This window comes from Ferroplasma sp. (assembly GCF_037442045.1).
GTDB lineage: Archaea > Thermoplasmatota > Thermoplasmata > Thermoplasmatales > Thermoplasmataceae > Ferroplasma.
In genome coordinates this window covers 1-26,024 of sequence record NZ_JBBIRC010000003.1, presented here as the reverse complement: position 1 = coordinate 26,024, position 26,024 = coordinate 1, and the positions used below count along the sequence as shown (strand labels likewise).

The window sequence follows — 26,024 nt, the reverse complement described above, 5'->3', positions numbered from 1 at the left end:
ATTACTGAAGATGTATGGGAACAAGCATTGTTATTATTGGAGATGCAAATGCAGGCATTATAACAGCAAATAAACTGAGAATGCATACTAGAAAAGATGTTGAAATAACCATTATTGGTGATTCAGAAAAAACATACTTCAAGCCAGAAGGAGTACTGATTCCATTCAAAGGTGTGGATTATAGAGATACTATAAAGCCCACAGATTTCCTTATAAATTATGGGATTAAAAGAATAAAGGCAAGAGCCGAAAAAATAGACCCAGAAAACCGTTCCGTTCTTTTAAATAATGGAAATAATTTATCATACGATTACCTTGTCATAGCAACAGGAAACAGGCTTGTACCGGAAAGCATACCGGGCTATGATGATAGCATATATCATTTTTACGATATTGCTAATGTGCTCAAGCTCGGCAAAATGCTTGATGATTTCAAGGGAGGCAAAATAATAGTAGGCCCATCGAGTACTCCATTTCAATGCCCTGTGGCACCAGCTGAATTTGTGTTTGGCCTTGATCTATTGCTCAGAAAAAAGGGAATCAGAAACAAAAGCGATATAACTTTAATAATACCAATGAAGGATGTTCTTCCATTTAAAAACGTATCCGATATGGTAAGAAAAGGATTTGAAGAACATGGAATAAATTTTATCCCCGGATTTAAAACAGAATCTGTGGATACCGGAAAAAATACAGTTACTTCATCTGGCAATGAATCCCTTCAATATGATAAATTAATATTAATACCGCCACATAAGGGCCAGAAACTTTTAACAGATTCAGGAATGGCAGATGAATCTGGTTACGTTAAAGTTGATAAACTAACCCTGAATTATAAAAATTATGGCAACATATTTGTGGTTGGGGATGCAGCAGATTTTCCAATGAAGGTTGGTGCACTTGGCCACTCTGAAGCAGGTTATGTTGCAGGAAGAATAGCATCGGAATCCGATGGATTTATTTCATCTTCCGAATTTGATGGCTTTATGGGATGTTCCAGCGTTTATGCCGACGAGACGGCATTTACTTTATCGTTTGATTATAATTCAAAGCCATTTGTTAATTTTGCTTCCAAATCCGATTATTTTCTGAAATATATATCAGGTGATACATATTTTTCATCCATAATAAGAGGGGTGATATAAATGGAAAACAAGGAAAATAAAGATCTTAACATGGAATTTTTGCAGAAAGCTATGGAAAATAATAGTGATGTAATAATGGCATTTATGAAAATTCTTGATAAGCTTAAAGGAGCTGGAATAGTTAATGCCCTTGACTACATTAATGACAATGTAATACCGGACAACCTCGATTTCTTTGCCAGGGCTTTCACATCAAACGACTCAAAGGAAACTATTGCAAAATCAGGGAATACAATGTTTTCATTGCTTTATATGCTATCAAATCGGGAAATGGCCGATATGATAAAAGCAATATCATTCAATTCACAGGGAATAGCGGAAAACATGAAGGAAGGATCAAAGGCACAGCCACTTTCGGTACTGAAGCTCATGGGCATATTGAAGGATCCAGAAGTTGCATCAGGGCTAAATGCAGTAATATATGGATTAAAGGCGCTTGGAAATATATTAAAAAAATTAGAATGATCTTGCCAGGCCAAGCAATTCCAGAGCCCCTGATTCATTCAGCCTGGCATTCATATAACTTGAACTTATCTTTTTTAAGCCCTCATTATACCCATTTATCATAACTGTTATCAGTTTGGTATTATATTCTTTTTTAAAATAATCATCCATTTTTACCTTATCCTCACCATCAGTGATTAATATTATTGTATTTGTTTCATCAGCCATTTTTTCATTTTCAATATCCATCAATGCTGTTTTTAATGCACATTCTATGCATGTTCCTTTATTTGCCTCAACAGTAAGTATATTCTCAACTATTTCAAATGGAGTATTCAGAAGATCATGAGGCTTATTGTCAAAAAACCTGAAAAAGTATTTTCTTCCCCTGTTTTTTGATATTCTGAATAATGCAAGTGCAACAGACCTTGACCAGAGAGTTTTGTCTCCTTCATACATGCTCCCGCTTTTGTCAAGAAGCACATAATATGAACCCTGGCTGACAAGCCGCTTTTCCTTTCCTGTAAATCCATTTATAATTTTGGAATAAAATATCTCATCGGGCATGGCAAGCTCCCTTGAAAGCACATTAGAAATATGCCTGGTTTTATAATATCCAGCAAGTTCTCCAGTATTTGAAAATGCTTTCATTCTTTTTGTATATCTTGGCATTATATCTATTAGTTTATTTGCCATAGTTAAAATTTTATCTGCATTATCCACCTTCATGGCTTCATCAGTAAGGTCAATCAGGCTTTCAACAGATAGGTTTTCTATTTTTCCCCTGTTCCCTCCGGGAGTTTTATCCTTTACCAATTTCTCGATTTCATGTGCCATTTCCATCTTTTTTGATGCATCTTTCATGGATTCTTCAATAGCTTTGCTATCCATTGATTCGGAAGAATTCCCATTTTTCTGGCTGTCCCTTTTCGCTTTTTTATTCAGGTTTTTCATAAAATTTACGCTGTAAAGCATGGAAAGCCTGTCATTTAATTGTGAATATGTTTTTGCCTTTTTGAAATCATCAGTATTTATTATAGAACTCATTCTTTCCCTTACATTTTCCATAAATTCATTTCCATTTTTCTGGCTTCTTACCGTAGCAAGCTCTGAGTAGAAGAGAAAATAAATATCGGACGCAGCGATTTTTATACTTTCTGCTTCATTTTTATCAAGCCCGGTGTTAACTCTTCTGACAATTCTCTCTTCTGTTATTCTATATACTGTGCTTGACTGGTCTATTCCATTTATATTGCTTCTAACAGACATATTTATCTTCCCTTAAGTTTTTCATATCTTGAACCGGCAAATTCAAGCGATGAATTGATTCTATTCACAACATCTTTATGATAAGGAGAATTGTCTTTGCCCAGTTCATATTTCATCTTCTCCAGCTTTTTCATGTATATTTCCAGAAGGCTCAGCTGGTCAAGAACAACATTATATGGTGAATTCCTGTTTATTGCATCCTCCGTTGACTGAATTAATGATTTTGTCTCTTCCATTGTAGTTTCTGCCTTCTGCACCATATCTGATTTGTTTTCCAGTCTCGAATCTATAATAGCCGCTTCAATTTTAGGCATGTAATCTTCAGAATCTGCACTGTACCTGAGAGCCATGGCCACATCATTTCCAGATACTGAACCTGAATCCATCAATATGCTGAATGCTGCTGCAATTTTGAGTACTTTTATCTTTCTTCTGTCACTTAATATTACATTGTTTTCCTCAAGCTGGAAAATAGCTTCCATGTATCTGTCAATAACATCGCTGCCTTCCAATCTCATAGCATTCATTCTGGAAACTGCTAGCGCCTGCAGTTTTCTGATTTCATCCAGATCCAGGATTGGCTTTTCCATGGTTTTTGATGATTCCATGCTGATCCCTTTTTCCAGAAGATCCTTTAATATTGTTCTTTCAACATAACTGTGAAACACTTTTACTGGATAACGGTCGTAAAGTGCCATATCCTCCTCATCGTTAGATATTTCGTTACTGGCGGAATAAATACCCAGAAGGTCCAGGTTAATCATTGTCCCACCGTTTGGAAGCCTGCGGTTCAGCATTATATCCAGTAAAGTATTTCTTATTGCCGAGCTTGATTTAAATATTTCATCGAGAAATACAATATTGGCATCAGGCAGTTTTCCCCTTGTAATGTTTTTATATTCCCCATTCTTTAAAGCAGTTATATCGATTGGGCCAAGAAGCTCCTCAGGTTCAGTGAACTTTGTAAGCAGGTAATAAAAATAACGTGCGTTGATTAATTTGCTCATCGTGTCTATAATGGATGTTTTTGCAGTTCCAGGAGGCCCTACCAGAAGTGTTGGTTCCCCGGATATTAAGCCCGCCAGTACGCCATTAATAACATCTTCCCTTCCTACAAATGTACTGGTTAGATAATTTTTTACTTCAAAGATTTTGCTGATATTTTTCATGGCCATAACAAATTATAACAATGTTTTATAAAGTTTTGCTAATAATTCGATATTACTGTTTTTTATTATCATCCTTTGTCTGATCATTGCTCTTTACCTGATTTTCTTTAAGTGTGTTATAAACATTTTCAAATATAAGATTCGTATCGTTTATTACCTTATCCATCGGCTTATCAGAGCACTTAACTTTAGCAAGAAAAACATTTGTCGATGCGCCTCTTGTTAAAAGTATAACCACAGTATCAGGTAACTGTTTTGATACTTCTTCAATTAATTTTTCCGATGGCACATCGGAATTCAAAGTGACACTCACTGGATAAATATTTTCAGTAGATTCCCACATGGAGTTTGGCCCGAGAACATTATATCTGGACTTTACATTCCAGTACGCTGAATCAATAGCCATATTAGCTCTTGCAGTTTTTTCATTTATCTCCGTAATTTCATCAAAGGAAATTAAAGCCTCAAAGGTGTTTGATACACCATTCTTTGCGGCAAGGAAAAATTTAATGTCTGTAAAATTGTTATTTTTCTTTACCTCATTAAGTACCTTATCAGCTGGCACATCCGCCATTGTTGTGATATTTAATGGATAAATATAACAGCAACCATTATTTCTGAACTCTGTTATCACACTGTTACCAAGAATTTCCGAGTTTGGTATGTATATTATATTGTTATCCTTTGTAAGCATCTTTGAAAAAAGAGTTTTTACATCAACTATTTTTCCTGTAGTTTCAACACTCCATACCCATGAATTTACAGAGATTACTTCACCATATTTTATTGTGTTAGATGATGTTGCAAATACACTTGATAAAACATTTGATGCTACAGTCTGGACAGCAAGGCCAAGGACCACACCACCTATTGCGCTGCCTGCCAATATTCCAGTAACACTAACATGAAAAGCGCTCATTACCAGAGCCAAAATTATTACATAGAATACTATTCTGATAATTAGAGTCATTCCGTATAAGTTCCTGTTTGTTTTTATTACTGTTTCCCTTAAATATTTCAGGAATGAGCCGACTATAAGAAGGCCAATTATCAGTATTATTACTGCATGTACCGATTCAATTACAAAAGGTTCGTAGGATTTATATTGTGGCAGAAACATTCTTATTATAAAATCAATGGCATATCCAGCAAGTAAGGCAAAAACAACCCCAAATATTACTTCTGTAATTATTTTTATAAATTGATCTCTTCTCTGTGCCATTTTAGATTTTGTTTTCCCCATTATTTTCGCTCCATTCCTATTTCACTGAATCCTGTATATGGAATCAATACATCAGGAACTCTTATAAAATCATCTTCCTGGAAATTTTCAATAATTGCAACAAGAACTCTTTCTGTGGCTATTGCCGTGCTGTTCAATGTATGGACAAATTTATTTCCATCCTTTGTTCTGTACCTTATGTTCAAAGACCTTGCCTGATAATCCGTGTCGTTTGATGCAGAAACAACTTCCCTGAACTTTCCCTGTGATGGATACCATACCTCTATGTCATATTTCTTTGCAGCAAGGCTACCGAGGTCTCCGGAACATATATTAACAACCCTATATGGCAATTCAAGGCGTCTGTATATATCCTCTGAGTTGGTAACAAGCTCCTCAAAGAAATCCCAGGATTCTTCAGGTTTACAGTATATGAACTGCTCTATTTTGTTGAACTGGTGAACTCTGAATATTCCCTTTGTATCTTTTCCATGGGCTCCTGCCTCCCTTCTGAAACAGGGAGATACGCCACTGACTCTTAAAGGAAGTTCAGACTCCTCCAGTATTTCCCCGGAAAGCATTGAGGCCAGGGGATGTTCTGCCGTAGCGATTAAATAAAGGTCATCACCCTCTATTTTATATAAAGATTCTTTAAACGTTTCTATATCTGTAGCACCTGACATTGAAGCATAATTAATCATGAATGGCGGTTCCATAACAGTAAAATTCCTCTCAGATAGAAAGTCTACTGCATAATTTATAAGTGCCAGTTCAAGCTTGAACAGACGGTTTTTTAGAAAATAGAATCTTGATCCAGCTATTTTACTTGCACGCTCAATATCAACAAGATTATATTTTTCCATAAGTGACTGGTGATCAACTGGTTTTTTATCAATAACTGTATAATCCCTGGAATTCCCGCTGTTTTCTATGAAGTAATCCACATCATCCTTAAAAACTTTTGAATGGCCATAATATTTCACAATTTTACTGTTTTCATCACCCTTACAGACTGGAACATCATCTGCGATAAGATTTGGAATTAACCTTACTATTTCATTTCTTTTGGTTTCTATTTTCTCCTGTTCATCTTCTATGCTCTTAATTTTTTCATTAATTTCCTGAACATCAGCCTTCTTTGAATCTATATTCTCGCCTTTTTTCACTATTGCAGAAATATCAGATGTGATTACATTTTTATCATGCTTTAACTTGTTTACTGCTTTAAGATTTTCTCTCCATTTAACGTCCAGGGAAAAAAATTCGTCCAGAATATTAGTATCAAAGCCTCTGGCCTTACAGGAACTGTAAAATTTTTGGCTGTCTGACCTTAAAAGTTTTATATCTATCATAAGTTAACCTTTTTATAAATAATATAACAGTGGTATATGTTTTTTATGTAGATTTAATCAATATTTCTGCAAAAAGCATTGAGAAATGAACATTCCATATCATTCATTTTTGACGGTATTATAATGGAAGATGGAGATCCCACAGGTTTTAATTCAATCAATCTTTCAAGCGTTCCATATATTATTTTTTCGTTGGCAGAAGCTATACCCGTTCCAGCTATTATAAGCATCTCAGGTTTTATTAGCTGCTTTCCTCTACGAGCTTCCATTTTTACCAGATTTGATAAAGCTTCATAAACGGGCATTGTTTTTCCATCCTCTAAGTCAAGCAATAAAAGTGTATGCATATTATTTGAATAATTGGTATAAATCTTATCATAAACACTTACCGGAAAAAAATTTTTGTGGATAAAGGGCATTGATACAATAGTTCCAAATTTATAGTTAAACAATCCAGTTCTGGAAGGAAAAGCAGTAATTATTGATGCATTTTCATAGATTTCTACACTAACTCCAGCTTTTATTGCCTCCATGCGCAGCTCGTTATGTGTTGTTGCGGATAATGCATCGCCTGTTACAAGAAATGTTACTTTTTTTTCTTTAGCCTGGTCTATTATTTCTTTATCTGTTTCCACAAAACTCCGATCTGCTATTTTGATATCTCCATTTGCAATTGCTGCTATTGAGTTAAAAGTATCATTCGGCGATATGGAAGTATAGGTTTCAAAATATATTATATCCGAACCCTTTATAACTTTCTCTTCTTCCAGTGTCAGGCTTTTTACTCCACGCAAGCCCAGCCCCATGATATTCAGCATTATTAAATCAAATCCTCTTCCAGCCTTATAACTTCATTGAGTTTTGCTAGCCTTTCTCCTCCTATTGTGCCTGTCTTTATGAATTTAGAATTAAAAGCAACTGCAAGGTGTGCTATGAAATCATCAGTAGTTTCTCCACTTCTGTGTGAAACAACGGTTTCCATTCCGTTTTTTGTTGCTAATTTAACTGAATCAACAGTATCTGATAGTGTTCCTATCTGATTGACTTTTATGAGAACCGCATTGGTTGACTTCATATCAATGCCTTTCTGGATTCTTTTTGAATTTGTTGTGTAAAGGTCATCGCCGACTATTAATGCGTCCTTTCCTATTTTTCTGGTTATTTCTGAAAATCCTTTAAAATCATTATCGTATAATGGATCTTCAATAAAATAAAATCCGTATTCTTTATTTAATGAAACAGCATAATCTATTTGCTCATCCTGTGTTTTTGTTGAATTCTTATAATGATATTTTTCATCTTCATAAAAGGAGTCTGCAGCAAAGTCCACACCCATGAGGATTTTAACCTTATTTTCAGATGATATCTCACTTACTGCTGATTTTAAGATATCTATTGCTTCTTCATCCGATACGTCTGCAGTCCATGCCTTTTCATCACCAAGGCCTACACTCTGGCCGTTCAGCTTTAATGAAAGTTTTTCTCCAACTCTTCTATGCACAAGAATATTGTAATAAACAGAATCATAAAATGTCTTGCCCTGAGAAGATACCAGAAATTCCTGAATGGTTGTTCCATTTTTTGAATGCTTTCCTCCGCCAATTATATTCCCCATTGGCCTTGGAACTTCAGGGTGAAGCCCACCAACATATCTATAAAGAGGCAGTTCAAGATATTTTGATACTGCTTTGGCATTTGCTATGGAAAGTGCTGTTGCTAGATTTCCTCCCATTGCCGAGAAATTATCCGTGCCATCAAGATCATGAAGTAATTCATCAAATCCTGCCTGATTTAAGGCATTGAATCCATTTAAAGCATTTCTTACATGCTTTTCAAAGAAATCAACACTATTTTGAATATTATTGTCTGGATAAGCAATAACCTCTGTTTTCCCTGTACTGGCTCCGGCTGGTGCAGAACATGTGCCGGATGCATAATTCAGAAAAATTGTTGCTTCAATAGCAGGATTTCCCCTTGAATCGAATATTTTATCTATTTTTGAATCTATAATCTCCATTTCTTCCATATTACTATAATATCATAAAAAATATATAGTTATTGCTTGGATTTTTTTATGTAATTATTCTACATATCTATATGCTAAAACGTAAATTTACAATAATAATTGATAATTTAAATGTTATAATATAGTCCATGCAAACATTTAAGTAAAAGATTTATTTGAGGCTTTATGGTCAAATATGAAACAAAGGGGCAAGATGTACAGTATCTTCATACAACACTTGAGCAGGGGGAATCGGTTTTTGTGGAGCCGGGGCATTTGATATACAAAACTCCGGATGCAAAGCTTGACACCGGTGCAGGAGGGTTTAGGGGAGCTCTGTCCCATATGCTTGCTGGCTCTGCAGTTTTTCTCTTAAAAATTGATGGGCCGGGCAATTTTGGAACAGCTGGCTTTCTTCCAGGAAAGGTGTTTGAGATAAAGCTAAATAATTCATCCATATTTGCCGAGTTTAATGCTTTTCTTTGCATGGATTCAACAATTAAATACTCTACAAAATTCGCAGGATACTGGCAGGCAGTGTTTGGTGGTGAAGGAATATTTCTTGAAGAGTTTACAGGAACGGGTTCTGTAATGCTTCACGGCCACGGCCAGGTTATAGAATATGAGTTAAAGGAAGGTCAGGAAATACAGGCAGAATTAAGTCACGTCCTTGCATTTGAATCTTCAATTTCATATAATGTAAAGAGAATTGGCGGCATAAAGACAATGATTCTTGGCGGGATGGAAGGCGAAGGCTTTTTCTTTGCAAACATGCGCGGCCCTGGAAAGGTATGGCTTCATTCAATCTCACTTCTGGAGCTTTCAGCAAAACTGATGAAGAGGTAATTTCCATCCTTGATTTGTAAGATATTTTCCCAGGAAAAAATTGTAGCAAAACTATGCAAATACGCCACTCAATTTTCCATTCAGAAAAGCTTTAAAAAACATTATTTTCTATTAAATAAAAGTAGTTAAAATAACATAGGAAAGCTTAATTATTAGAATTAGATTATCATAACGTGGACACTAATATTGAAGATGTTGAAGAATGGGTATCTAAATTAAACGTCAAAAGCACTAAAGAAGTTGAAGTGCCCAAGCTACTTTTTAATCAGGTAATTGGTCAGGAACATGCTGGAGAAGTTATCAAAAAAGCAGCAATACAAAAAAGGCACGTACTTCTTATTGGCGAACCAGGAACTGGAAAATCAATGTTGGCACAGTCTATGGTAGATTTTCTGCCCAAAGAAGATCTGGAAGACGTGTTATGTTTTCCTAACCCGGAAGATTCAAATAAACCAAAAATAAAGACTTTTCCTGCAGGGAAGGGAAAAGAAATACTCAGGCAGTATCAAATAAAAGCTGAAAGAGAAAAGAAGGACAGGTCTAAAAGTCTTCTTTTTATCGTTTTATCAATAATACTTCTTGGGGCTATCCTGGCAATTTATTTATGGATAAGCGGCTTGAAGGGTACTGCAATAGAAATATTATTCTTTGCTGTAATTGGAGCAGTTTTCCTTTATATAATAATGGCCATGAATCCAGCAGCACGTATGGAACGTGCAATGGTTCCCAAACTGCTGGTGGGCCACAATCCAAACGACAGGCCACCATTTATAGATTCGACTGGAGCACATTCTGGAGCCCTGCTTGGCGATGTAAGGCATGATCCATTCCAATCTGGCGGCCTTGAGACACCTGCCCATGAAAGAGTTGAAGCCGGAAATATGCAAAAGGCTGATAAGGGAGTATTATTCATAGATGAAATAAACCTTCTAAGGCCAGAAGATCAGCAGGCTCTACTTACTGCAATGCAGGAAAAACACTTCTCAATATCAGGCCAGAGTGAAAGAAGTGCCGGTGCTATGGTTCAGACCGAACCTGTTCCTTGTGATTTCGTACTTGTGGCTGCAGGCAACCTTGATGCTATAAGGAATATGCATCCCGCTCTAAGATCCAGAATAAGGGGTTACGGCTATGAAGTATATATGTATGATACAATGGAAGACAGTGATGAAAATAGAAAGAAAGTCGTTCAATTTATAGCTCAGGAAATAGCGAAGGATAAAAAGATTCCACCATTTGATGAAGGCGCAATAACAGAAATATTAAAAGAAGCACAGAAGCGTGCAGGAAGAAAAGGCAGATTAACTTTAAGATTAAGGGAACTTGGCGGCCTTATAAGGGTCGCAGGAGATATTGCTGTTACAAATAAACAGTCCATCGTGATAGCAGACGATGTAAACCAGGCAAGAAGCCTGAGCAAACCAGTTGAACAACAGATAGCAGACAGGGCAATAGAAGTCAAGAAGCTTTATAAAATGTTCACTGGTAGCGGCAGTTCAATTGGAAAGGTAAATGGCCTTGCTGTTATGGGTTCTTCTGATATGTCTGATTTCACTGGAGTTGTAATGCCAATAGTTGCCGAAGTAACGCCTGCCCAGCATCCCCATAATGGGGGAGTTTATGCTACAGGGAAACTTGGTGAAATAGCCAAAGAAGCAGTGCAGAACGTTTCGGCTGTTATAAAGAAAATAAGCGGCAAGAACATTTCCGATGTTGATATACATATACAGTTCATTGGAACCTACGAAGGCGTTGAGGGCGATTCTGCAAGCGTATCCATAGCAACAGCAGTTATCTCTTCCCTTGAATCCATACCTATAGACCAGACAGTAGCTATGACCGGTTCATTGAGTGTAAGGGGTGATGTTCTTCCTGTAGGCGGAGTTACAGCAAAGGTTGAAGCGGCAATTGATACCGGGCTTGCCACTGTAATAGTTCCTGCAACAAATCTTAATGACATAATTCTGGACGAGGCACATAAAGGCAAAATAAAAATAATCCCAGCATCTAGAATAGAAGATGTACTTGAGAATGCTCTGGTAGTAGGTCCAGAAAGGGACAAGTTCCTTCAGAAAATAAAGGATGTTGTTAATCCTGCTACAGATATTAAAAAACCTGTACGTAGAAGAGGAACAAACGTTGCCTGATTTAAAATATTTTATTTTACAAAAATATGATGATAAAATTTTAAACTATTTAAAAACAAGAAATAATTTTTTTCAATTAATTGATAAAAAAGCAATAGTTTCTGAAGTGCAGGTAGGGGAAGCAATAAGAAAAACTGAAAGATATATACAGCACAATGATAATATACACTTTCCGGGCAATGTACTTTTAATGTACTTATCAGGTACCAGGCAGATAGATATTGCAATAAATAAATGTGGCATTTCAAAAGAAACAGAACGTGGAATTATTGTTTATTCAAATAAAAGTGATCTTGAATTTTTAATCAGAGAAAAGTATATAGAAATCACGGAAAGGTTTTTGCCATACGATATCCCGGAAAAGGATTTTGAAGTTTTTTCAAATATGGCTAAAGTTGACGTTATCCTTTGATTGAATTCAATATTTTTAATATATCATCAAATTTAAGATTAAATTCGTTTATATTATTTTCTATTGCCTTTGATGCAGTTATATTACCTATTCTAACAGCATCCACAAGATTATAGCCTTTCCATAAGCCGGTATATAAGCCAGCCCTAAAGGAATCACCTGCTCCTACTGTATCAATAACATTATTTGATAAAATTCCAGGCACATTTGTTTCTACTTCATGCTGAATAACTGTTGCACCTTTTTTACCTTCTGTTATAACTATATTGCTCACTTTACTGGCCAGAACATTACTGCTAATATTCAGTAATTCCAGAAGATGGGCATATTCTTTTCTGTTCATTATAATCATATTGCAGTGGTTAACCATATATTCTGCAGTTTCGCTATTATAATTATACCATATCTCCTGTGCCGGGTCAAAGACTATTCTTTCTCGTTTTTCTATTGAAACAATTTTTATATACTCATTTACCGGGCCAGTTCCAATATTTACATAATTATAATTCCCAAATTCAAAATTCTTTGAAGCCTTCCAGTTATTTACAGGCCCCTGAAACATATATGCAACCTGTTCTTTTCCATCTGAAGGAATATAACACACTGGCCCACTTTCATTTTCAGCAATTTCAACATGTTCTGTGTTTATTCCTGTTTCTTCCAAATTTTGTATATATCTTTTATGCGATAAATTGCCTACAATGGAATATAAATCAAAATCCAGTCCCAGTGAATGGGCTACATAGGTGAAATTTCCCGCAGTTCCGGCGAATTTCTCTTTTAACTGTTTGACTCCGGTTGCCTGCCCGGGAGCGGGAAGGGACTGAACTGATATGCTGACATCAATATTTAAATGGCCAAAAAAAGCGAGAAATTTCATGTTACAGTAATTATTATTCGATATATAATAATTGACCGGCAATTTTGATATAAAGCATATGATATAAAAATAAGAACCTGAAATAAGAAACGCAAGTATTTATATATAATTTATTTATTACTTTTTATTGAATAAAAAGGTATTAATTGCTATTGCAATAAGCGGAATTTTAATTGCTCTGGTTTTCTCCGGTGCGAATATAGTTTATCCTGGCCATGGTCCTGTAGACCGGGTTTTACTTGGAAAAGGTACACATGGTTCTGGCAATAATACCAAGGGAAATAATACCAGTGGTAATAATACCAGTGGTAATAATACTGTACCGCCAGCCATTGTAAATCAAAATTTTACCTTGAGTGGAAATGTATCAGATTCTTATAATAATTTAACGGTAAATGGGACGATTACTGTAAGCAATTCTACAATGTCAAGGACAATAAATATAGGCAAAAATGGAAGCTATAATATTACCCTGCCACGGGGAAATTACAGCGTAACGGCCTCATCGCTGGCATTTTATAACAAATCCGTGCAAATTAATTTAGATAGTAATAAAACTCTGAACCCTTCTATAACCCCAGTAAATTATATTGGCAATGGAACCGGCTTATTTTCCGGAAAACAATCAATTGAAAGTAAAAATATATCAAACATTGTTCCTTATTTGACGAATAGCAATCTTACTAACAATAAAACTTTACAGGGCTTAAATTCAAATGATGTTACTGGAATCCTTAATAAAAATATTACAGTAGAACTTGGAAGCAAAAATGCAAATACAAAATTTGTTATCCTGATAGAACAAAATGGAGCAGTATATAATTATACAGGAATAACAAATAGCAACGGGAATGGAACAATATTTTTAAAGTATGCCGGAAATTACAGTATGTCAGCCTATACATTGAATTATAGCTCAAGTTTTAAAAATTATAGTATATCGGAGAACAGATCTTATATCAAGTTCGATATGACAAGACTCAGGGAAAATGATTATACAATAGTACTAAGGAGTGCTGTAGTACTGAACGGTTCTCTAGCAGTGGAAAATTCAACATTATCAGGTAAGGGTGGAATATTTAATGTTGCATACAGTAATATGACAGAAAATTCAACCGGAACATATTATAATTATTCTGTGCCTTTCGGATTTTATAATTTTAATTATATGAATTCTAATTACGTTACAAAATATTTTAATTTAACTCCTTCAAGTAATAGCACCATAAATGAGATAGTTAATCCATATTTAATTTCTGTAAACGTTACCAATAATTCTGGCAAATTATACCATTATATAATTAGCGGAAAGAATGATACAGGCAACAATACATACATGGTTTCTGCAGGTACTTATAACGTGGATTTGTATATAAAATCAAGTTATTTATGCAGCCAAACAGTGAATATAAATAAATCAGATCCATATTACAAGCTTAATTTTACTATAAATAATTCTACTATCAATCTAACTGGCGAAGAAGATCAAGATCCCGGTTATTTAAATATAACATATTCTGGTAATATTACTTCAAATATGATCATAACATCCATGCACTTTGAAAACTATACTACGGATAAAACAGATGGCATATTAACGATTTCAGGGAAAAATTACGGCCTGAAAAATTCATATGTATATAATTTTACACCATTTGTTAATGTCTCTGCTGGTCCTGTTATTATAACTCTTGTTTATGACCACGATAATAACGTTGAGACTTCCGGGCTCATGATAGTTGAAATAACAGGTTATGATATAGCTAAATCAGGATATTATATTAAGGAGTGATTTTATAATGCTGTTTAAAAAAAATGTACAGAAAGACAAGGGTGTGAAAAATACGGAAAGAACTGTTATAAAGGTCAAGACAGTCGATGATATACCAGTTATAAAGGAAATGAGAAAAGAAATAGGGAACGGTAAAAGAACAGAGGCAATAATATACGGATATACATGCCTTAAAGATGATTATACCCGATATTTTGGGGCAATCAAATACGGTTCAAATAGGGAATTTATACTTGGTGAACTCAACAAATTTAATATCATTCTTGATGGAGATTTCTCAATTACTGACAATTATACAATTAAATCCCTGATAGAAAATTCTGTTTATAATACCCCAGATATGAAGAAATCACCTGGCGATAAACCAGCAGAAAAAGCAAAAGATGAGACTGCCAAATTTTTTGCTATAAAAAAAATTGCACTGTTTTATTTCAATTACTATGAGATCGCAAGATTTGGAAATTATAAATGGGAAACACTTGACGAAAAGGAGATAATTGACCCGGTGAAGGATGCCTATAATTATATGGATATAATGAAATTGTTTTACAGTGGTGCACCAAATGGGAATTAATATAATTGGCCTATTCATAAATTACCGGACGAGTTATAGATTTTTTTATCCTATTCTTCTTCTGTTTCTGCTTACTATAATAGTAACATTCCACTCAAGGATATATAAAACGAAAGGAAACGAAGAAGTTATCAGAAAGGTGAATATTAAAGTCGAAAATACTGAGTTTTTGAAAGAAGTAACAATGATTAAATCCGGTGATTTTTCAGGTTATATTTCTGAAATGCAAAAAGACATGGAATATGCCAGGCAATTAATGAAGAATTACGAGATAATGGTAAAAAAATATCATAAATACGATTTAAAGAGCAAAACCGCTTCAAAAATAAGGCAAAAACATAAAATCAAAATGAGAGACTATTACCTGCAGAACATCCTAGATGATTATGAAACACTGAAAAAAATAAAAATGGATCTGATAAATAACGAGGTGTATGAAGAATGGAAGAATCAAAAAACATTAGAGAAATAATAATTGAAATGGAAGACTCCATCGGTGAGAAGGTCATTGGTTCAAAGCGCATAGTTCGTTTTATGCTCATTTCTTTGTTTACAGGTAACCACATACTTATAGAAAGTGTTCCCGGACTTGCAAAAACCATGCTTGCATCGGAATTTTCCATGCATCTTGGTGTAAAGTTCAAGAGAATTCAATTCACTCCTGACATGTTGCCATCTGATGTTACTGGCAATATGATTTTTAATCCAGAAACAAGAAAAATGGAATTCAGGGAAGGCCCGATATTTGCCAATGTAGTGCTGGCCGATGAAATCAACAGAACACCTCCAAAGGTTCAATCGGCTTTACTGGAAAGCATGGAAGAAAAACAGGTTTCAGTATATGGCCTTACAACAAAATTGCCACAACCTTTTCTGGTAATAGCCACACAGAACCCTATAGAGCAGGAAGGCACATTTCCCATGGCTGAGGCCCTGATGGACCGTTTTCTTTTCAGGTATTACTTGGACTATCCGAACAGGAATGATGAGGTAAAAATTTTAACATCTGTTTATAAAAATACCTTTAAAAATTACAACAAACTTGATGGTGAAACTATTTTGCATTTCCGTGATATAGTAAATAGTGTTTATGTTTCAAATGAAATAATAGAATATATTATAAATATCATAAGAAAAACAAGAAATTCAAATATGGTATATGTTGGAGCCAGTACACGTACGGCTGTAAAATACCTCAATGCTGCAAGGGCAAATGCTTTGTTGAGCGGAAGGGATTATGTCATACCTGAAGACATCATATTCATGGCAAAAGAAATACTGAACCATCGCCTTATACTTCGCCCGGAGGCCCTTATGGAAGGCGAATCAGATTATAAAAAGATAATATTTGGAACTATCGATTCAATAATTGACTCTATAGAGGGCCCAAAATGATCAGGAAGGCAGGTTATGCCGTTTTGGCCGTGTTAACTTACGGAACGCTTGAAGCGCTTCTATTAGGCTATAAATATTACATTATTTTTGCCATACTGACATTTTTTACAATTGCTTTTGAGGTTATATATTTTAATATTTATGCTGCTAAAGCAATAAAAAATATTTCTGTAACGAGAAAAACCGATACACAGGATTTTAAAAAGAACAGGGAAGTTAAGTTTACACTTCACTTTGTGAATAATAACCCGCATCCAGTTTCAATTCATTTTTTTGATGAGGCAATAGATGTGCTGGAAATTTCCGGGAAAACATCTGGAACTGCAACTATCCCCAAAAACGGAGTATACGATATTGAATATTTTGTAACACCCAGATATATAGGCGAATATAAACTGGGGAATATAAGGATAAGCATTGATGATACATTTCACATAGCTTCAATTGATAAAACTTTTGTAATAGATATGCCCATGCGTATATATCCATTAATGAAGGATATCAGGGCCAGTAGAAGTGAAATGGCAAGCAATTTTATTTATACATTCGGAAATCATTATTCACACCGGATCGGGCAGGGATATAATATATACGATATTCGCCAATATACATTTGAAGACGACCCAAGATTTATAGTATGGAATAAATTTGATGAACAGAATAATACCATACTGGTTAAAGAAATGGAAGAGGAACGTGAAATTACTATCATATTCATTATAGATTACAGCATAGCAATGAACCATGGATTTACTGATAGAATTTATGATAAGACAATAGTAGATATAATCAACTTATCACATTTGATAATAAAGAATCGCGATAACATCGGATTTTTCTTATATTCCAGTGAAATAAATATATACTTGCCACCGGACAAAAACGGAAAAAGCATTAGTGATCTGGAAAGGGCAACTGCCAGCATCCTTCCTGCCGGTGAATTTAGCATTTCTGGGGCAATTGAAAATTTAAAGATGAAGCAAAAGAAAAACGTTTTGCTATTTGTTATTACTGCTTCTCAACCTGTTCTGCCTAAATCAGATTACCACAATGACAAGTTACAATTCAACTTCATTAAAATTCTGGACAGAGTTTTGCCCAAATCAAATTACCGCAATTATATGAGTATTTTTTTAATAAACAATGAATCATATTACGATTATAACCCTAAAGGTGAATTTGAAAACATTTTAATGAAAAACGCACGCCTGATGGAGCTGGAAAGAATATCAGGAATTGCCAGAGAAATAAGGTATGCGGGAATCAGATGCGTGTATGTGGGAAAAAAGGATATATTATCCAGAATTATGTTAGAATACAATTACCGCAGAAGTATGAATGCAGGTGCATAACATGAATAAATTTATAACGCCTTTAGTAGCAATTATAATTTTCATTCCTGACATCATAATGCTATATGCTTTGAAGAAAATAATTATAGGTGATACACTTTTTTATCTGGTAATTATTTTTTCAATAGAGATATTGCTATCAAAATTTAGAAAAACATATGGTGTTCCTGCAATATTCTTTACTATACTGGCAATCCTGTTACTTTACCTCAAAACATTATCTAAAAATACAACCATCGTGAAAAAATATTTTTATTACCTTCCAAATATGCCTGTTACATATAAATTGATTTTAACTGGATTAATTATAATGGTCATCCTGTTACTTATTGATGGAATATTTACACAAAATTTTTGGCATCTAATTTCTAATTATATAGTAGTTTCAGGAATCATGCTTATGCAAATGGCAACAATTGCATATATGCAAACAGAAGGAATTACAATTAACATATTTTCATATCTTTCAAGCTTTACTGCTGTGAGTGAGACTGAGTATGCTTCGCTACTTTCATTATTTACTACGGGTTTAGGAGGGTATTTGCCGCTTTACAAACTTACTATCCCATTAGAAACTCCAGTATCAATTGGATTTATGGCATCAATTATGGGAAGCATACTCTGGCTGTTTCTGAAAGATGGCAAAAAGAACGACAATACCTTCGGGTCCTTTTCCATAGTTCTTGGATTAATTATAGGATACATATTTTTTGAATCTTTGCATTTTGTTTCTATTCAATTTGAATTTCTGTATATTGCTATAGTTATACTTGCAGTTTATATACTGGTTTCATACAGCAACAAGAAAGGAAAAGACATTATCGTTGAATTAAATAATGAATCATGAATGTTACTGACTCTTAAAATATTTAGAAAAGTTTATTAATGATTATAAAATAATCAAATATAGTATATGAGGTCACTATCCAGTTAAAAGCTGATGTAGTCCCATCAGCATTGCTGAAAGATAGTGCCATTCGGAATTTATATCAATGGCTTGTCTTCAATCTCCCAGCCATATAAACCATTATACAAATTATATATATTTTTAATTCCATTCTCTTCAAGGAATTTTCCCGTATAATAACTTCTATGGCCAGAACTGCATACCAGCACCAGTTTTTTATCAGAATATTTCCTTACACTTTCTATATTATTAAAAACATCATACATAGAAATAAGTATAGAACCCTCTATGTGCCCGGATTCATACTCAAATTTTTCTCTGACATCTATAATTACACATTCATTATTTTTAACCATATCCTGCAATTCATCGGCAATAATATTAACGACCATTAATTCTTAATGTAAATTTATTATTTAATAATTAAAACGCTAATCTAGCTACAATGAATAAATAAATTATCAAGCTTTGTTTTTAAGGGATAATACTAACTTCAATGGATGAAGTTTTATTCTAAATGATTAATTGCTCCAGTTCCTGCTTTCGATTTTTTTCCAGCATTTAAATTGTTTTGTTCTTCTTTTGCGTTTTCTAGTTTTATTTTGTTTTGTGATTATGGCTTCAAAGAGTTTATATATTCTTTTTAAATTTGTTTTTAATGATCAATAATTATGAAGCAGTTTACAAAAAACAGCATTATGGCCTTGTTGGCAAACATTCAGCAGTTAAAATTTGCCACTGGACAAAGAATGAATTACTGGGTAAAGCACCATGCTATAAAAATACTTTTTACGGAATTAATTCACATCAATGCATTCAGATGACACCTTCACTAAACCAGTGTTCTGAAAACTGTGATTTCTGCTGGAGATTTCAGGGATTTGATTCAATGCATATTAATGAGGAAGATGATCCCGAATTCATTCTTGAAGAGAGTATAAAGGCTCATCTAAAGCTTTTATCAGGATTTAAAGGAAATCCAAAAGTTAAAAAAGAGCTTTTTGAAGAAGCTTCGCATCCAAGGCATATGGCCATATCACTTACAGGTGAGCCGACATTATATACCAGGCTTGGTGAACTCATAGAAGCTGCTACAAGGCGTGGAATAACAACCTTTGTTGTAACCAATGGGACAATGCCAAAAGTACTTGAAACACTGGATCCACTGCCCACACAGCTGTACGTAACCGTTGCCGGCCCTACAAAAGAAATTTTCAATGATGTACTCCATCCAGCTATCGGAAATGCCTGGGAAAATTTTAATAAAACTCTGGACCTGCTCCCATCACTGGACACAAGAAAGGTAATCAGGCACACCATGGTCAAAAACGTTAATTTCCCCTATTATAATGAATATGAAAATATGGATAGAAGAGCCGATCCCGATTTCATAGAATCAAAAGGATATGTACATGTAGGCCAATCTGCCGGCCGCCTTACATTTGATAATATGCCTACGCATGCTGAAATTATGGAATTTTCATCAGAACTTGCAAAAAGATTAGGATATTTTGAATATGCAGATAGATTTGAAAGCCGTGTTGCAATGATAGCAAAAAATCCTGAAAACGCAAAAATTGATGTGGATAAGGAAATTCATAAAACTCTTGATAGACTTGAGGCAGAAAGAAAGTAATTATTTTATTTCAATTTTGTTTAATGTTTTGGCAGGTTTTTTAGCATTTTCTTTGTTGTTTACAAGTCTTAAGCCATATCTAAATAACTCCATTCCCCCATCGAAAAGCTTTTTGCTTTCTTCCAGAACGGAATCCACCATATGTGGGACTTCTATATTTATCTGTATAACTGTTTTTTTATCCATATACAGTAATTAACTTAATGTTATATATAGATAACCGTTTCTCAATTCTGCACCTGATGGTTGAAGGTTTGCCATTGTCTGTGGGAGATATAATATCCTCTTCCAATTATTTACTTCCACAACAAGTTCTCCTGACTTGTTAAAAAGATTAAGATTCTTTTTATCAGCAAATGGCATTTTTATTTTTACTGCAGTTTTTCCGTTTTCCCTTATAAATTCAACCGGTTTTCCCTTATAAAAAACAGAATATGGATCCTGGTCACCATAAAGGTCCTGCCCGAATTTCAATACCCTATCCTGGCCTATGAGCTCATTGTTCTGTAAATAACTTTTAAATATTTTTATCTCTGGAAATGAAGAATCAAGTTCGCCAAGAATGATAGATTGTGTTCCTCTCCATTTCTCGAAAAAGTCTCCTGTTTTTTCAGGATATATTTTATTGGCTATTATGGAATCAACAGGGTAACCGTAAAGCATGAGATATGTAAATGCCCTTTTTGTCTCATTGAAAGACATCTGGTCTGCATTGGTTACCAGCCTTATGGATGTTATATCTGGATTTTGCATTATGTTATGTATTTCTCCAAGGTCATCATAGAGCCCTTCCGCATTTTTAAATACTTTATCATTTGGCATCGGCATTCCTGTAAATGGCCTCATCAAAGGCCTTGCAATTTTGGCTGCTGTACGGCTTATAGGAAATACTTTTTCCATATACCAGCGCATTACCTCTGGAAATGAAAGCATTCTTAGAGCCTCCCCTGTTGGTGCACTGTCAACAACTATAACGTCATAAGCATTATTCTTGATATAATCGTTTATATATAACAAATATGTTGCTTCTTCAAATCCCGGGAGTATGGCAATTTCATCTGCCGATATGGGGTCTAAACCCTGATACTGGAACAGTGCAGTGAGATATTCACGAAGGTCACTCCAGTGTGATTGAATCGCATCGTTTATATTCACTTCCTGTGCATACAGATTATCCGAAATCTTTGTTGGTTCAGGTTTTATATCAGCCTGCAGTGAATCGCCAAGGCTGTGTGCAGGGTCTGTAGACATAACTATTGTTTTTTTGTTTTGCTTTGCCAGCATAGATGCTGTAGATGCCGCTACACTTGTTTTGCCAACCCCTCCTTTTCCAGTATATAACAATATTCGTGCCATTTATATCACTCCAGATTCATTAATTCTATCTACAACTATAAGTGCCAGATCCATCAATAAGCCCAGATCTTCTGATCTGCCTATTCCATTAAGATTCTCTACAGATTTTAGAACATAATTCTTTGCCACTTTAAAAGCATATTCAAGAGAACCCGATCTAAAAAGCATCTCACGGAATTGTGTTTTATAATCATCTTCCCTGTATTTCCCAGTAAGTATGTCTATTAATATCTTTTTGTCCTCTACTGGAACATGCGACAGCGCATGAATTATGGGTAAAGTAATAACATCATGATTAAGGTCAACCATTGTGGGTTTTCCCATATCTTTTTCATTTCCCACAATATCAAGGATATCATCGGTGATCTGAAATGCCATTCCCATATTAAAAGCAAAATCACGGAGCTTAATTCTGACGTTATCTGAAGCTCCTGCTGCTATTGTGGCCCCTTCAGAACATGCAGAAAAGAAATATGCCGTCTTATTTTTTATAATATTGGTATATGTTTCAATATCCAGAGACAGATTCCCTATATTTAACGCTTCTATGATTTGCCCTTCAGCCAGATGCGAAGAACCATCTGCCATGATCTTTGAAACATCTGAGCCGTATCTGGAGCCAAGTTCATATGCCTTTGCGAATAGATAATCACCAACTACTATTGCATTGTCCACGCCGTCTCGAGATGCTAAAGTTTTTCGACCTCTGCGATATTCTGATTTATCAATTATATCATCATGAATCAGGCTTGCTGTATGAATAAGCTCATAGCCAGCAGCCAGATCAAGTATTTTTTCATATGGCTCACTGCATGAAATTTCATAGGATAATATAGTAAGAAGGGGCCTGAAACGCTTTCCACCTGCATCTATAGTATATTTAGCCATATCAAAAAGGTATAATTGATCTGTTTTTATGGCACTTAAAAGCCTCGAATTAACCTCATTAATTTCATCCCGCAGGCCATATTGCCAATCATAGAAATTTTTCATTGGAACACCGAATACAAATTATGTATCAAAGATTAAGATTTAAGGTTTTGTAGAAAATATTTTTAAAAACTTAAAATATATATTATTTCACAAGAACTATTTCTATGGACGAAACGTTTGATGGCCCATTTTCTCCATCAAGTACTTCTGTATTTAGCTCTATCTTTTCATATTTAGCAGTCTGAACAAATTTCCTTTTTGTTATTTCAGCTATATCCACTGCCTTGCTAATAGCTTTTCCGCGGGCTTTGATTGCGATTCTATCAATGCCGGAATTATTGAATTGCATCACAATGGCCAGTACATAGTTCATCGTTGGTTTTTTCCCCACAAATATTACGTTTTCTTCAGACATGTAAATTACCTGATTGTATATTTATTCAAAATATATAATAATATCGTTAAATTATCATTTAAGCCTTATCATTGTATCTGTATTTATCACTCCGCTTAAATCCCTTATTTTGTCTACTTCCCTATTTAAATCATCTATTGTACTGCGTATTATTCTTACTGCAACATCTATACTGCCGGAAAATTCGTATATATCGGCATAAATGGCTTTTAGCACTTTAAGAGTTTCAGTTGCATGCCTGGAATCAAGCTTAATTAGAACTATGCCTTCTATATAAATCGAAGTTTCCACTGTAAACTTTTTAATTATTCCGCTGTTCACCATATTGAAAATTCGCTTTCTTACTGTTCCCTCTGAAATATTAAATTTCCTTGCAATTTCCATATTTGATTTTCTGGAATTTTCTCTTAAAAGATCAATTATCTTATAGTCTAATTCATCCATGCTACAGCATGAAAAGAAGTAATTTAAATTTATTTATACGAATATTTTATTATCTATACAGGCCCTTATCTGTTTCTGTTTTCTTCTTTACGGATTCCTTTGGTATACGCATCATTCTTATCATGGGCGCAGCATTGATAGCATACTGTGGAAGACCGGTATTGGGGTCATTACCAACCTTCATAATAGACATTATTTCTGTTTTAATTTCAAGCACACTTCCATCTTCCAGTGTAACACGTATCCATTTGGGTTCCTCCTCCAGCGTGAAACTCATCACTGCATTATTATCTGCATCCATAATATGCAAGTAGAATATATTATAAATATTATGCTATTTTTCAATGAAACTTAAAAAAACTTATTAAGCTCAAACAAATTAACCACAACGCAAGGGTAACTAAGCTTGGCCAAAGGTGTAGGACTTAAGATTCTATCTCGAAGGAGTTCGCGGGTTCGAATCCCGTCCCTTGCATAAGAATAAAAATGCATTTTCTCCCCTTTGTTATAATTTTTATTTATTTTTACAATGTTTATTGCTATAACCAGAATTTGCCAGTAATGATGAATTGTCAATGATGTGAAGAAATGAAAGAATATATGCCATATATAAACTTGATATATATGATTTTATTTGCGAGTTTGGCCCATTTACAATTTTATAATCTTATGTATGGCGAATTACAACAATATTTTTTTAATCTATTATCACATATTGTTGCTAATGTTTCTATTGTATTTCCTGATAACGTTTTTATTAGTAACAATATTAACATTTCTTTCAGGTAAATATGCAAAATATATTTCTACAGGATTCATAAGTATTATCCTGATTGCATTTTCAATTTATTCATTGATAATATTTAATTCATACAGGGGAAATGTTATTTCATATTCCAGTTTTCTTATTTCATCATTGAGTATCCATCTCGTGAATATCTGTATTATATTTTCTATTGGGCTTACAGGATTTACAGATATACTTGTTATAATGTCACTTATTGTAACATTATTCTCGCTGCTCATATCCTCCAAAAGCAGACCACCTGAATTTTTTGGCCTATTAATGGCTTCCGGATTGGGGTTGGTCGGTGTTTTTGTATCACGCAATCTACTGTTCTTCTATATATTCTGGGAAATTGTATTAATTCCTGTTTTTTTTATAATATCAAAATATGGAACTGGAAACCACAGAAAAAGTTCTTTAAAATTTTTTATTTATACGCATATAGGTTCTCTATTTATGCTTCTTTCAATTTTTACACTGTCAACATATTTTTACCTTGATACGGGCTTAATTACATTTCAATTCTCTGACCTTCTCAATTTAAAATTTATAAAAACAATTCCTGTTTACAGTTTTTACTTTATAATATTTGGATTCTTGCTTTCGTTTCTCATTAAACTCCCATCATTTCCAGTGCATACATGGCTTCCAGATGCACATTTCGATGCTCCATATCCAGGAACCGTAATGTTATCAGGAGGGCTTCTTGCCATGGGTGGATATGGTTTTTTCGGGATTCTTGAGCCTGTCGGTAGCCTTTTCCCAAAATACCTTATTTACTTTATAATTCTGCTGGGCTTAATCAGTGTTGTATATTTCTCTTTTGTTGCATTGATGCAGGAAGATTTAAAAAAAATGGCTGCATATGCAAGCATTACTGAAATGGCCTTTGTAACAATATCATTTGGAACTGCTTTGCTATCACATGGTTATGCAAAAACTATGGATATAGCAGGAGGTATGTACCAGTTGCTATCCCATGCACTTGTCAATTCTTTTATGCTTGCCGCCCTGCTGTTTATTAAAAAAAGAACTGGGACTGTAAAAATCTATGCATTATCCGGCATATATAGAGAAATGCCATTGCTTGCAACGTTTTTGCTCATATCAATGCTTGCATCTCTGGGATTGCCTTCATTACCAGGATTTATAGGTGAATTTTCCGTGACAATATCTGCATATCAGTCTATAGGAATGCTTACAATTATAATGGTAATTGGCCTTTTAGTAACATCTTCTTATTTTATCTGGGCAGCACAGAGAACACTGTTCGGACCTTTTAAGGAGCGCCTTGGTAGGCTTAAAGATGCAAATAGAGCGGAAATCGCTATTTTAGGCTTAATATTTGCAGTAAATATATTTTTTGGAATATATCCCACACTAGCATTTAAGATACTTACAATATATGCAGCACACCTGGCAGCATTATAATCATTATTAAAGGTATAATATGGATAGCAATTTTTTGCACTGCTATGCTTATTACAGTGAAATAGCATTGTTAAATATTGAAAAAATTATATTAATGCCTGGAATATATAA

At 34.4% G+C, this 26,024-nt stretch carries 27 protein-coding genes and 1 tRNA gene; 14 read left to right on the top strand and 14 right to left on the bottom strand.

Features of this window, described 5'->3' with window-relative positions:
* Window positions 1-14: 14 nt before the first annotated feature.
* Complete coding sequence (locus WKI77_RS00785; RefSeq protein WP_337859933.1) at window positions 15-1,145, top strand: FAD/NAD(P)-binding oxidoreductase; 1,131 nt, start codon at window positions 15-17, stop codon at window positions 1,143-1,145.
* Entirely contained in the window at window positions 1,146-1,610 is a 465-nt protein-coding gene (locus tag WKI77_RS00780; protein ID WP_337859932.1) for a DUF1641 domain-containing protein, read from the top strand. It abuts the gene before it with no gap.
* Here WKI77_RS00780 and WKI77_RS00775 read toward each other — a convergent pair.
* Genes WKI77_RS00775 through WKI77_RS00750 form a run of 6 tightly spaced genes read right to left on the bottom strand, consistent with a single transcriptional unit; the run spans window position 1,602 to window position 8,627 of the window.
* Window positions 1,602-2,858: a hypothetical protein gene (locus tag WKI77_RS00775; RefSeq protein WP_337859931.1), complete on the bottom strand. Its 1,257-nt coding sequence runs from the start codon at window positions 2,856-2,858 to the stop codon at window positions 1,602-1,604. The genes WKI77_RS00780 and WKI77_RS00775 overlap by 9 nt on opposite strands.
* A 2-nt stretch (window positions 2,859-2,860) precedes the next feature.
* Entirely contained in the window at window positions 2,861-4,027 is a 1,167-nt protein-coding gene (locus WKI77_RS00770) for an AAA family ATPase (protein WP_337859930.1), read from the bottom strand.
* Window positions 4,028-4,079: 52 nt separating this feature from the next.
* Complete coding sequence (locus tag WKI77_RS00765; protein ID WP_337859929.1) at window positions 4,080-5,270, bottom strand: mechanosensitive ion channel domain-containing protein; 1,191 nt, start codon at window positions 5,268-5,270, stop codon at window positions 4,080-4,082.
* A complete protein-coding gene (serS, locus tag WKI77_RS00760) occupies window positions 5,270-6,601 on the bottom strand; it encodes a serine--tRNA ligase (RefSeq protein ID WP_337859928.1) in 1,332 nt (443 codons plus the stop codon). The genes WKI77_RS00765 and serS overlap by 1 nt, the downstream gene beginning before the upstream one ends.
* Window positions 6,602-6,654: 53 nt before the next feature.
* Window positions 6,655-7,419, bottom strand: a complete 765-nt coding sequence (gene dph5 / locus WKI77_RS00755) for a diphthine synthase (RefSeq protein ID WP_337859927.1) — start codon at window positions 7,417-7,419, stop codon at window positions 6,655-6,657.
* Window positions 7,420-7,421: 2 nt separating this feature from the next.
* Complete coding sequence (locus tag WKI77_RS00750) at window positions 7,422-8,627, bottom strand: enolase (protein WP_337859926.1); 1,206 nt, start codon at window positions 8,625-8,627, stop codon at window positions 7,422-7,424.
* 165 nt (window positions 8,628-8,792) lie between these two features.
* Here WKI77_RS00750 and WKI77_RS00745 point away from each other — a divergent pair, with 165 nt between their 5' ends.
* From WKI77_RS00745 to cgi121, 3 genes are all read left to right on the top strand, one after another.
* Window positions 8,793-9,452, top strand: coding sequence for a TIGR00266 family protein (locus WKI77_RS00745; protein ID WP_337859925.1), 660 nt, complete (start codon window positions 8,793-8,795; stop codon window positions 9,450-9,452).
* A 173-nt stretch (window positions 9,453-9,625) separates the two neighbouring features.
* Entirely contained in the window at window positions 9,626-11,599 is a 1,974-nt protein-coding gene (gene lonB / locus WKI77_RS00740; protein ID WP_337859924.1) for an ATP-dependent protease LonB, read from the top strand.
* On the top strand, window positions 11,592-12,011 hold the full coding sequence (gene cgi121, locus WKI77_RS00735; RefSeq protein WP_337859923.1) for a KEOPS complex subunit Cgi121: 420 nt from the start codon (window positions 11,592-11,594) through the stop codon (window positions 12,009-12,011). Before lonB ends, cgi121 begins: the two co-directional genes overlap by 8 nt.
* Here the strand turns inward: cgi121 and WKI77_RS00730 are convergent.
* Entirely contained in the window at window positions 12,001-12,891 is an 891-nt protein-coding gene (locus tag WKI77_RS00730) for a carbohydrate kinase family protein (protein ID WP_337859922.1), read from the bottom strand. The genes cgi121 and WKI77_RS00730 overlap by 11 nt on opposite strands.
* 127 nt (window positions 12,892-13,018) lie before the next feature.
* On the opposite strand from WKI77_RS00730, the gene WKI77_RS00725 reads away from it, so the two are divergent.
* Genes WKI77_RS00725 through WKI77_RS00700 form a run of 6 tightly spaced genes read left to right on the top strand, consistent with a single transcriptional unit; the run spans window position 13,019 to window position 18,851 of the window.
* Entirely contained in the window at window positions 13,019-14,683 is a 1,665-nt protein-coding gene (locus WKI77_RS00725) for a carboxypeptidase-like regulatory domain-containing protein (protein ID WP_337859921.1), read from the top strand.
* A gap of 7 nt (window positions 14,684-14,690) precedes the next feature.
* Window positions 14,691-15,257: a hypothetical protein gene (locus tag WKI77_RS00720; RefSeq protein ID WP_337859920.1), complete on the top strand. Its 567-nt coding sequence runs from the start codon at window positions 14,691-14,693 to the stop codon at window positions 15,255-15,257.
* Complete coding sequence (locus tag WKI77_RS00715; RefSeq protein ID WP_337859919.1) at window positions 15,247-15,729, top strand: hypothetical protein; 483 nt, start codon at window positions 15,247-15,249, stop codon at window positions 15,727-15,729. The genes WKI77_RS00720 and WKI77_RS00715 overlap by 11 nt, the downstream gene beginning before the upstream one ends.
* Window positions 15,699-16,652, top strand: a complete 954-nt coding sequence (locus WKI77_RS00710) for a MoxR family ATPase (protein WP_337859918.1) — start codon at window positions 15,699-15,701, stop codon at window positions 16,650-16,652. Before WKI77_RS00715 ends, WKI77_RS00710 begins: the two co-directional genes overlap by 31 nt.
* Entirely contained in the window at window positions 16,649-18,004 is a 1,356-nt protein-coding gene (locus WKI77_RS00705; protein ID WP_337859917.1) for a DUF58 domain-containing protein, read from the top strand. Before WKI77_RS00710 ends, WKI77_RS00705 begins: the two co-directional genes overlap by 4 nt.
* 1 nt (window position 18,005) lies before the next feature.
* A complete protein-coding gene (locus tag WKI77_RS00700; RefSeq protein WP_337859916.1) occupies window positions 18,006-18,851 on the top strand; it encodes a hypothetical protein in 846 nt (281 codons plus the stop codon).
* 137 nt (window positions 18,852-18,988) lie between these two features.
* Here the strand turns inward: WKI77_RS00700 and WKI77_RS00695 are convergent, their stop codons facing one another.
* Window positions 18,989-19,303 carry a rhodanese-like domain-containing protein gene (locus WKI77_RS00695; RefSeq protein WP_337859915.1) on the bottom strand — a complete coding sequence of 105 codons (315 nt, stop codon included), beginning with the start codon at window positions 19,301-19,303 and terminating at the stop codon, window positions 18,989-18,991.
* A gap of 266 nt (window positions 19,304-19,569) precedes the next feature.
* On the opposite strand from WKI77_RS00695, the gene twy1 reads away from it, so the two are divergent.
* A complete protein-coding gene (gene twy1, locus WKI77_RS00690; RefSeq protein WP_337859914.1) occupies window positions 19,570-20,547 on the top strand; it encodes a 4-demethylwyosine synthase TYW1 in 978 nt (325 codons plus the stop codon).
* Here twy1 and WKI77_RS00685 read toward each other — a convergent pair whose 3' ends face one another.
* The 6 genes from WKI77_RS00685 to WKI77_RS00660 form a co-directional block, all read right to left on the bottom strand.
* Complete coding sequence (locus WKI77_RS00685; RefSeq protein WP_337859913.1) at window positions 20,548-20,733, bottom strand: hypothetical protein; 186 nt, start codon at window positions 20,731-20,733, stop codon at window positions 20,548-20,550. It lies immediately after the preceding gene.
* Window positions 20,734-20,742: 9 nt separating this feature from the next.
* Entirely contained in the window at window positions 20,743-21,903 is a 1,161-nt protein-coding gene (locus WKI77_RS00680; protein ID WP_337859912.1) for an ArsA family ATPase, read from the bottom strand.
* Entirely contained in the window at window positions 21,904-22,896 is a 993-nt protein-coding gene (locus WKI77_RS00675) for a polyprenyl synthetase family protein (protein WP_337859911.1), read from the bottom strand. It lies immediately after the preceding gene.
* Window positions 22,897-22,978: 82 nt separating this feature from the next.
* On the bottom strand, window positions 22,979-23,251 hold the full coding sequence (gene albA, locus WKI77_RS00670; protein WP_337859910.1) for a DNA-binding protein Alba: 273 nt from the start codon (window positions 23,249-23,251) through the stop codon (window positions 22,979-22,981).
* Between the two features lie 54 nt (window positions 23,252-23,305).
* Window positions 23,306-23,695 (bottom strand): Lrp/AsnC family transcriptional regulator, encoded by a 390-nt coding sequence (locus WKI77_RS00665; protein WP_337859909.1) that lies wholly within the window; start codon window positions 23,693-23,695, stop codon window positions 23,306-23,308.
* A 49-nt stretch (window positions 23,696-23,744) separates the two neighbouring features.
* Window positions 23,745-23,996: a hypothetical protein gene (locus WKI77_RS00660; RefSeq protein WP_337859908.1), complete on the bottom strand. Its 252-nt coding sequence runs from the start codon at window positions 23,994-23,996 to the stop codon at window positions 23,745-23,747.
* An 89-nt stretch (window positions 23,997-24,085) separates the two neighbouring features.
* Between WKI77_RS00660 and WKI77_RS00655 the strand changes: the two genes are divergently transcribed.
* Both WKI77_RS00655 and WKI77_RS00650 read left to right on the top strand, forming a co-directional pair.
* Window positions 24,086-24,170 (top strand) — tRNA-Leu (locus WKI77_RS00655).
* A gap of 249 nt (window positions 24,171-24,419) precedes the next feature.
* Window positions 24,420-25,913 (top strand): NADH-quinone oxidoreductase subunit M, encoded by a 1,494-nt coding sequence (locus WKI77_RS00650; protein WP_337859907.1) that lies wholly within the window; start codon window positions 24,420-24,422, stop codon window positions 25,911-25,913.
* Window positions 25,914-26,024 lie beyond the last annotated feature (111 nt).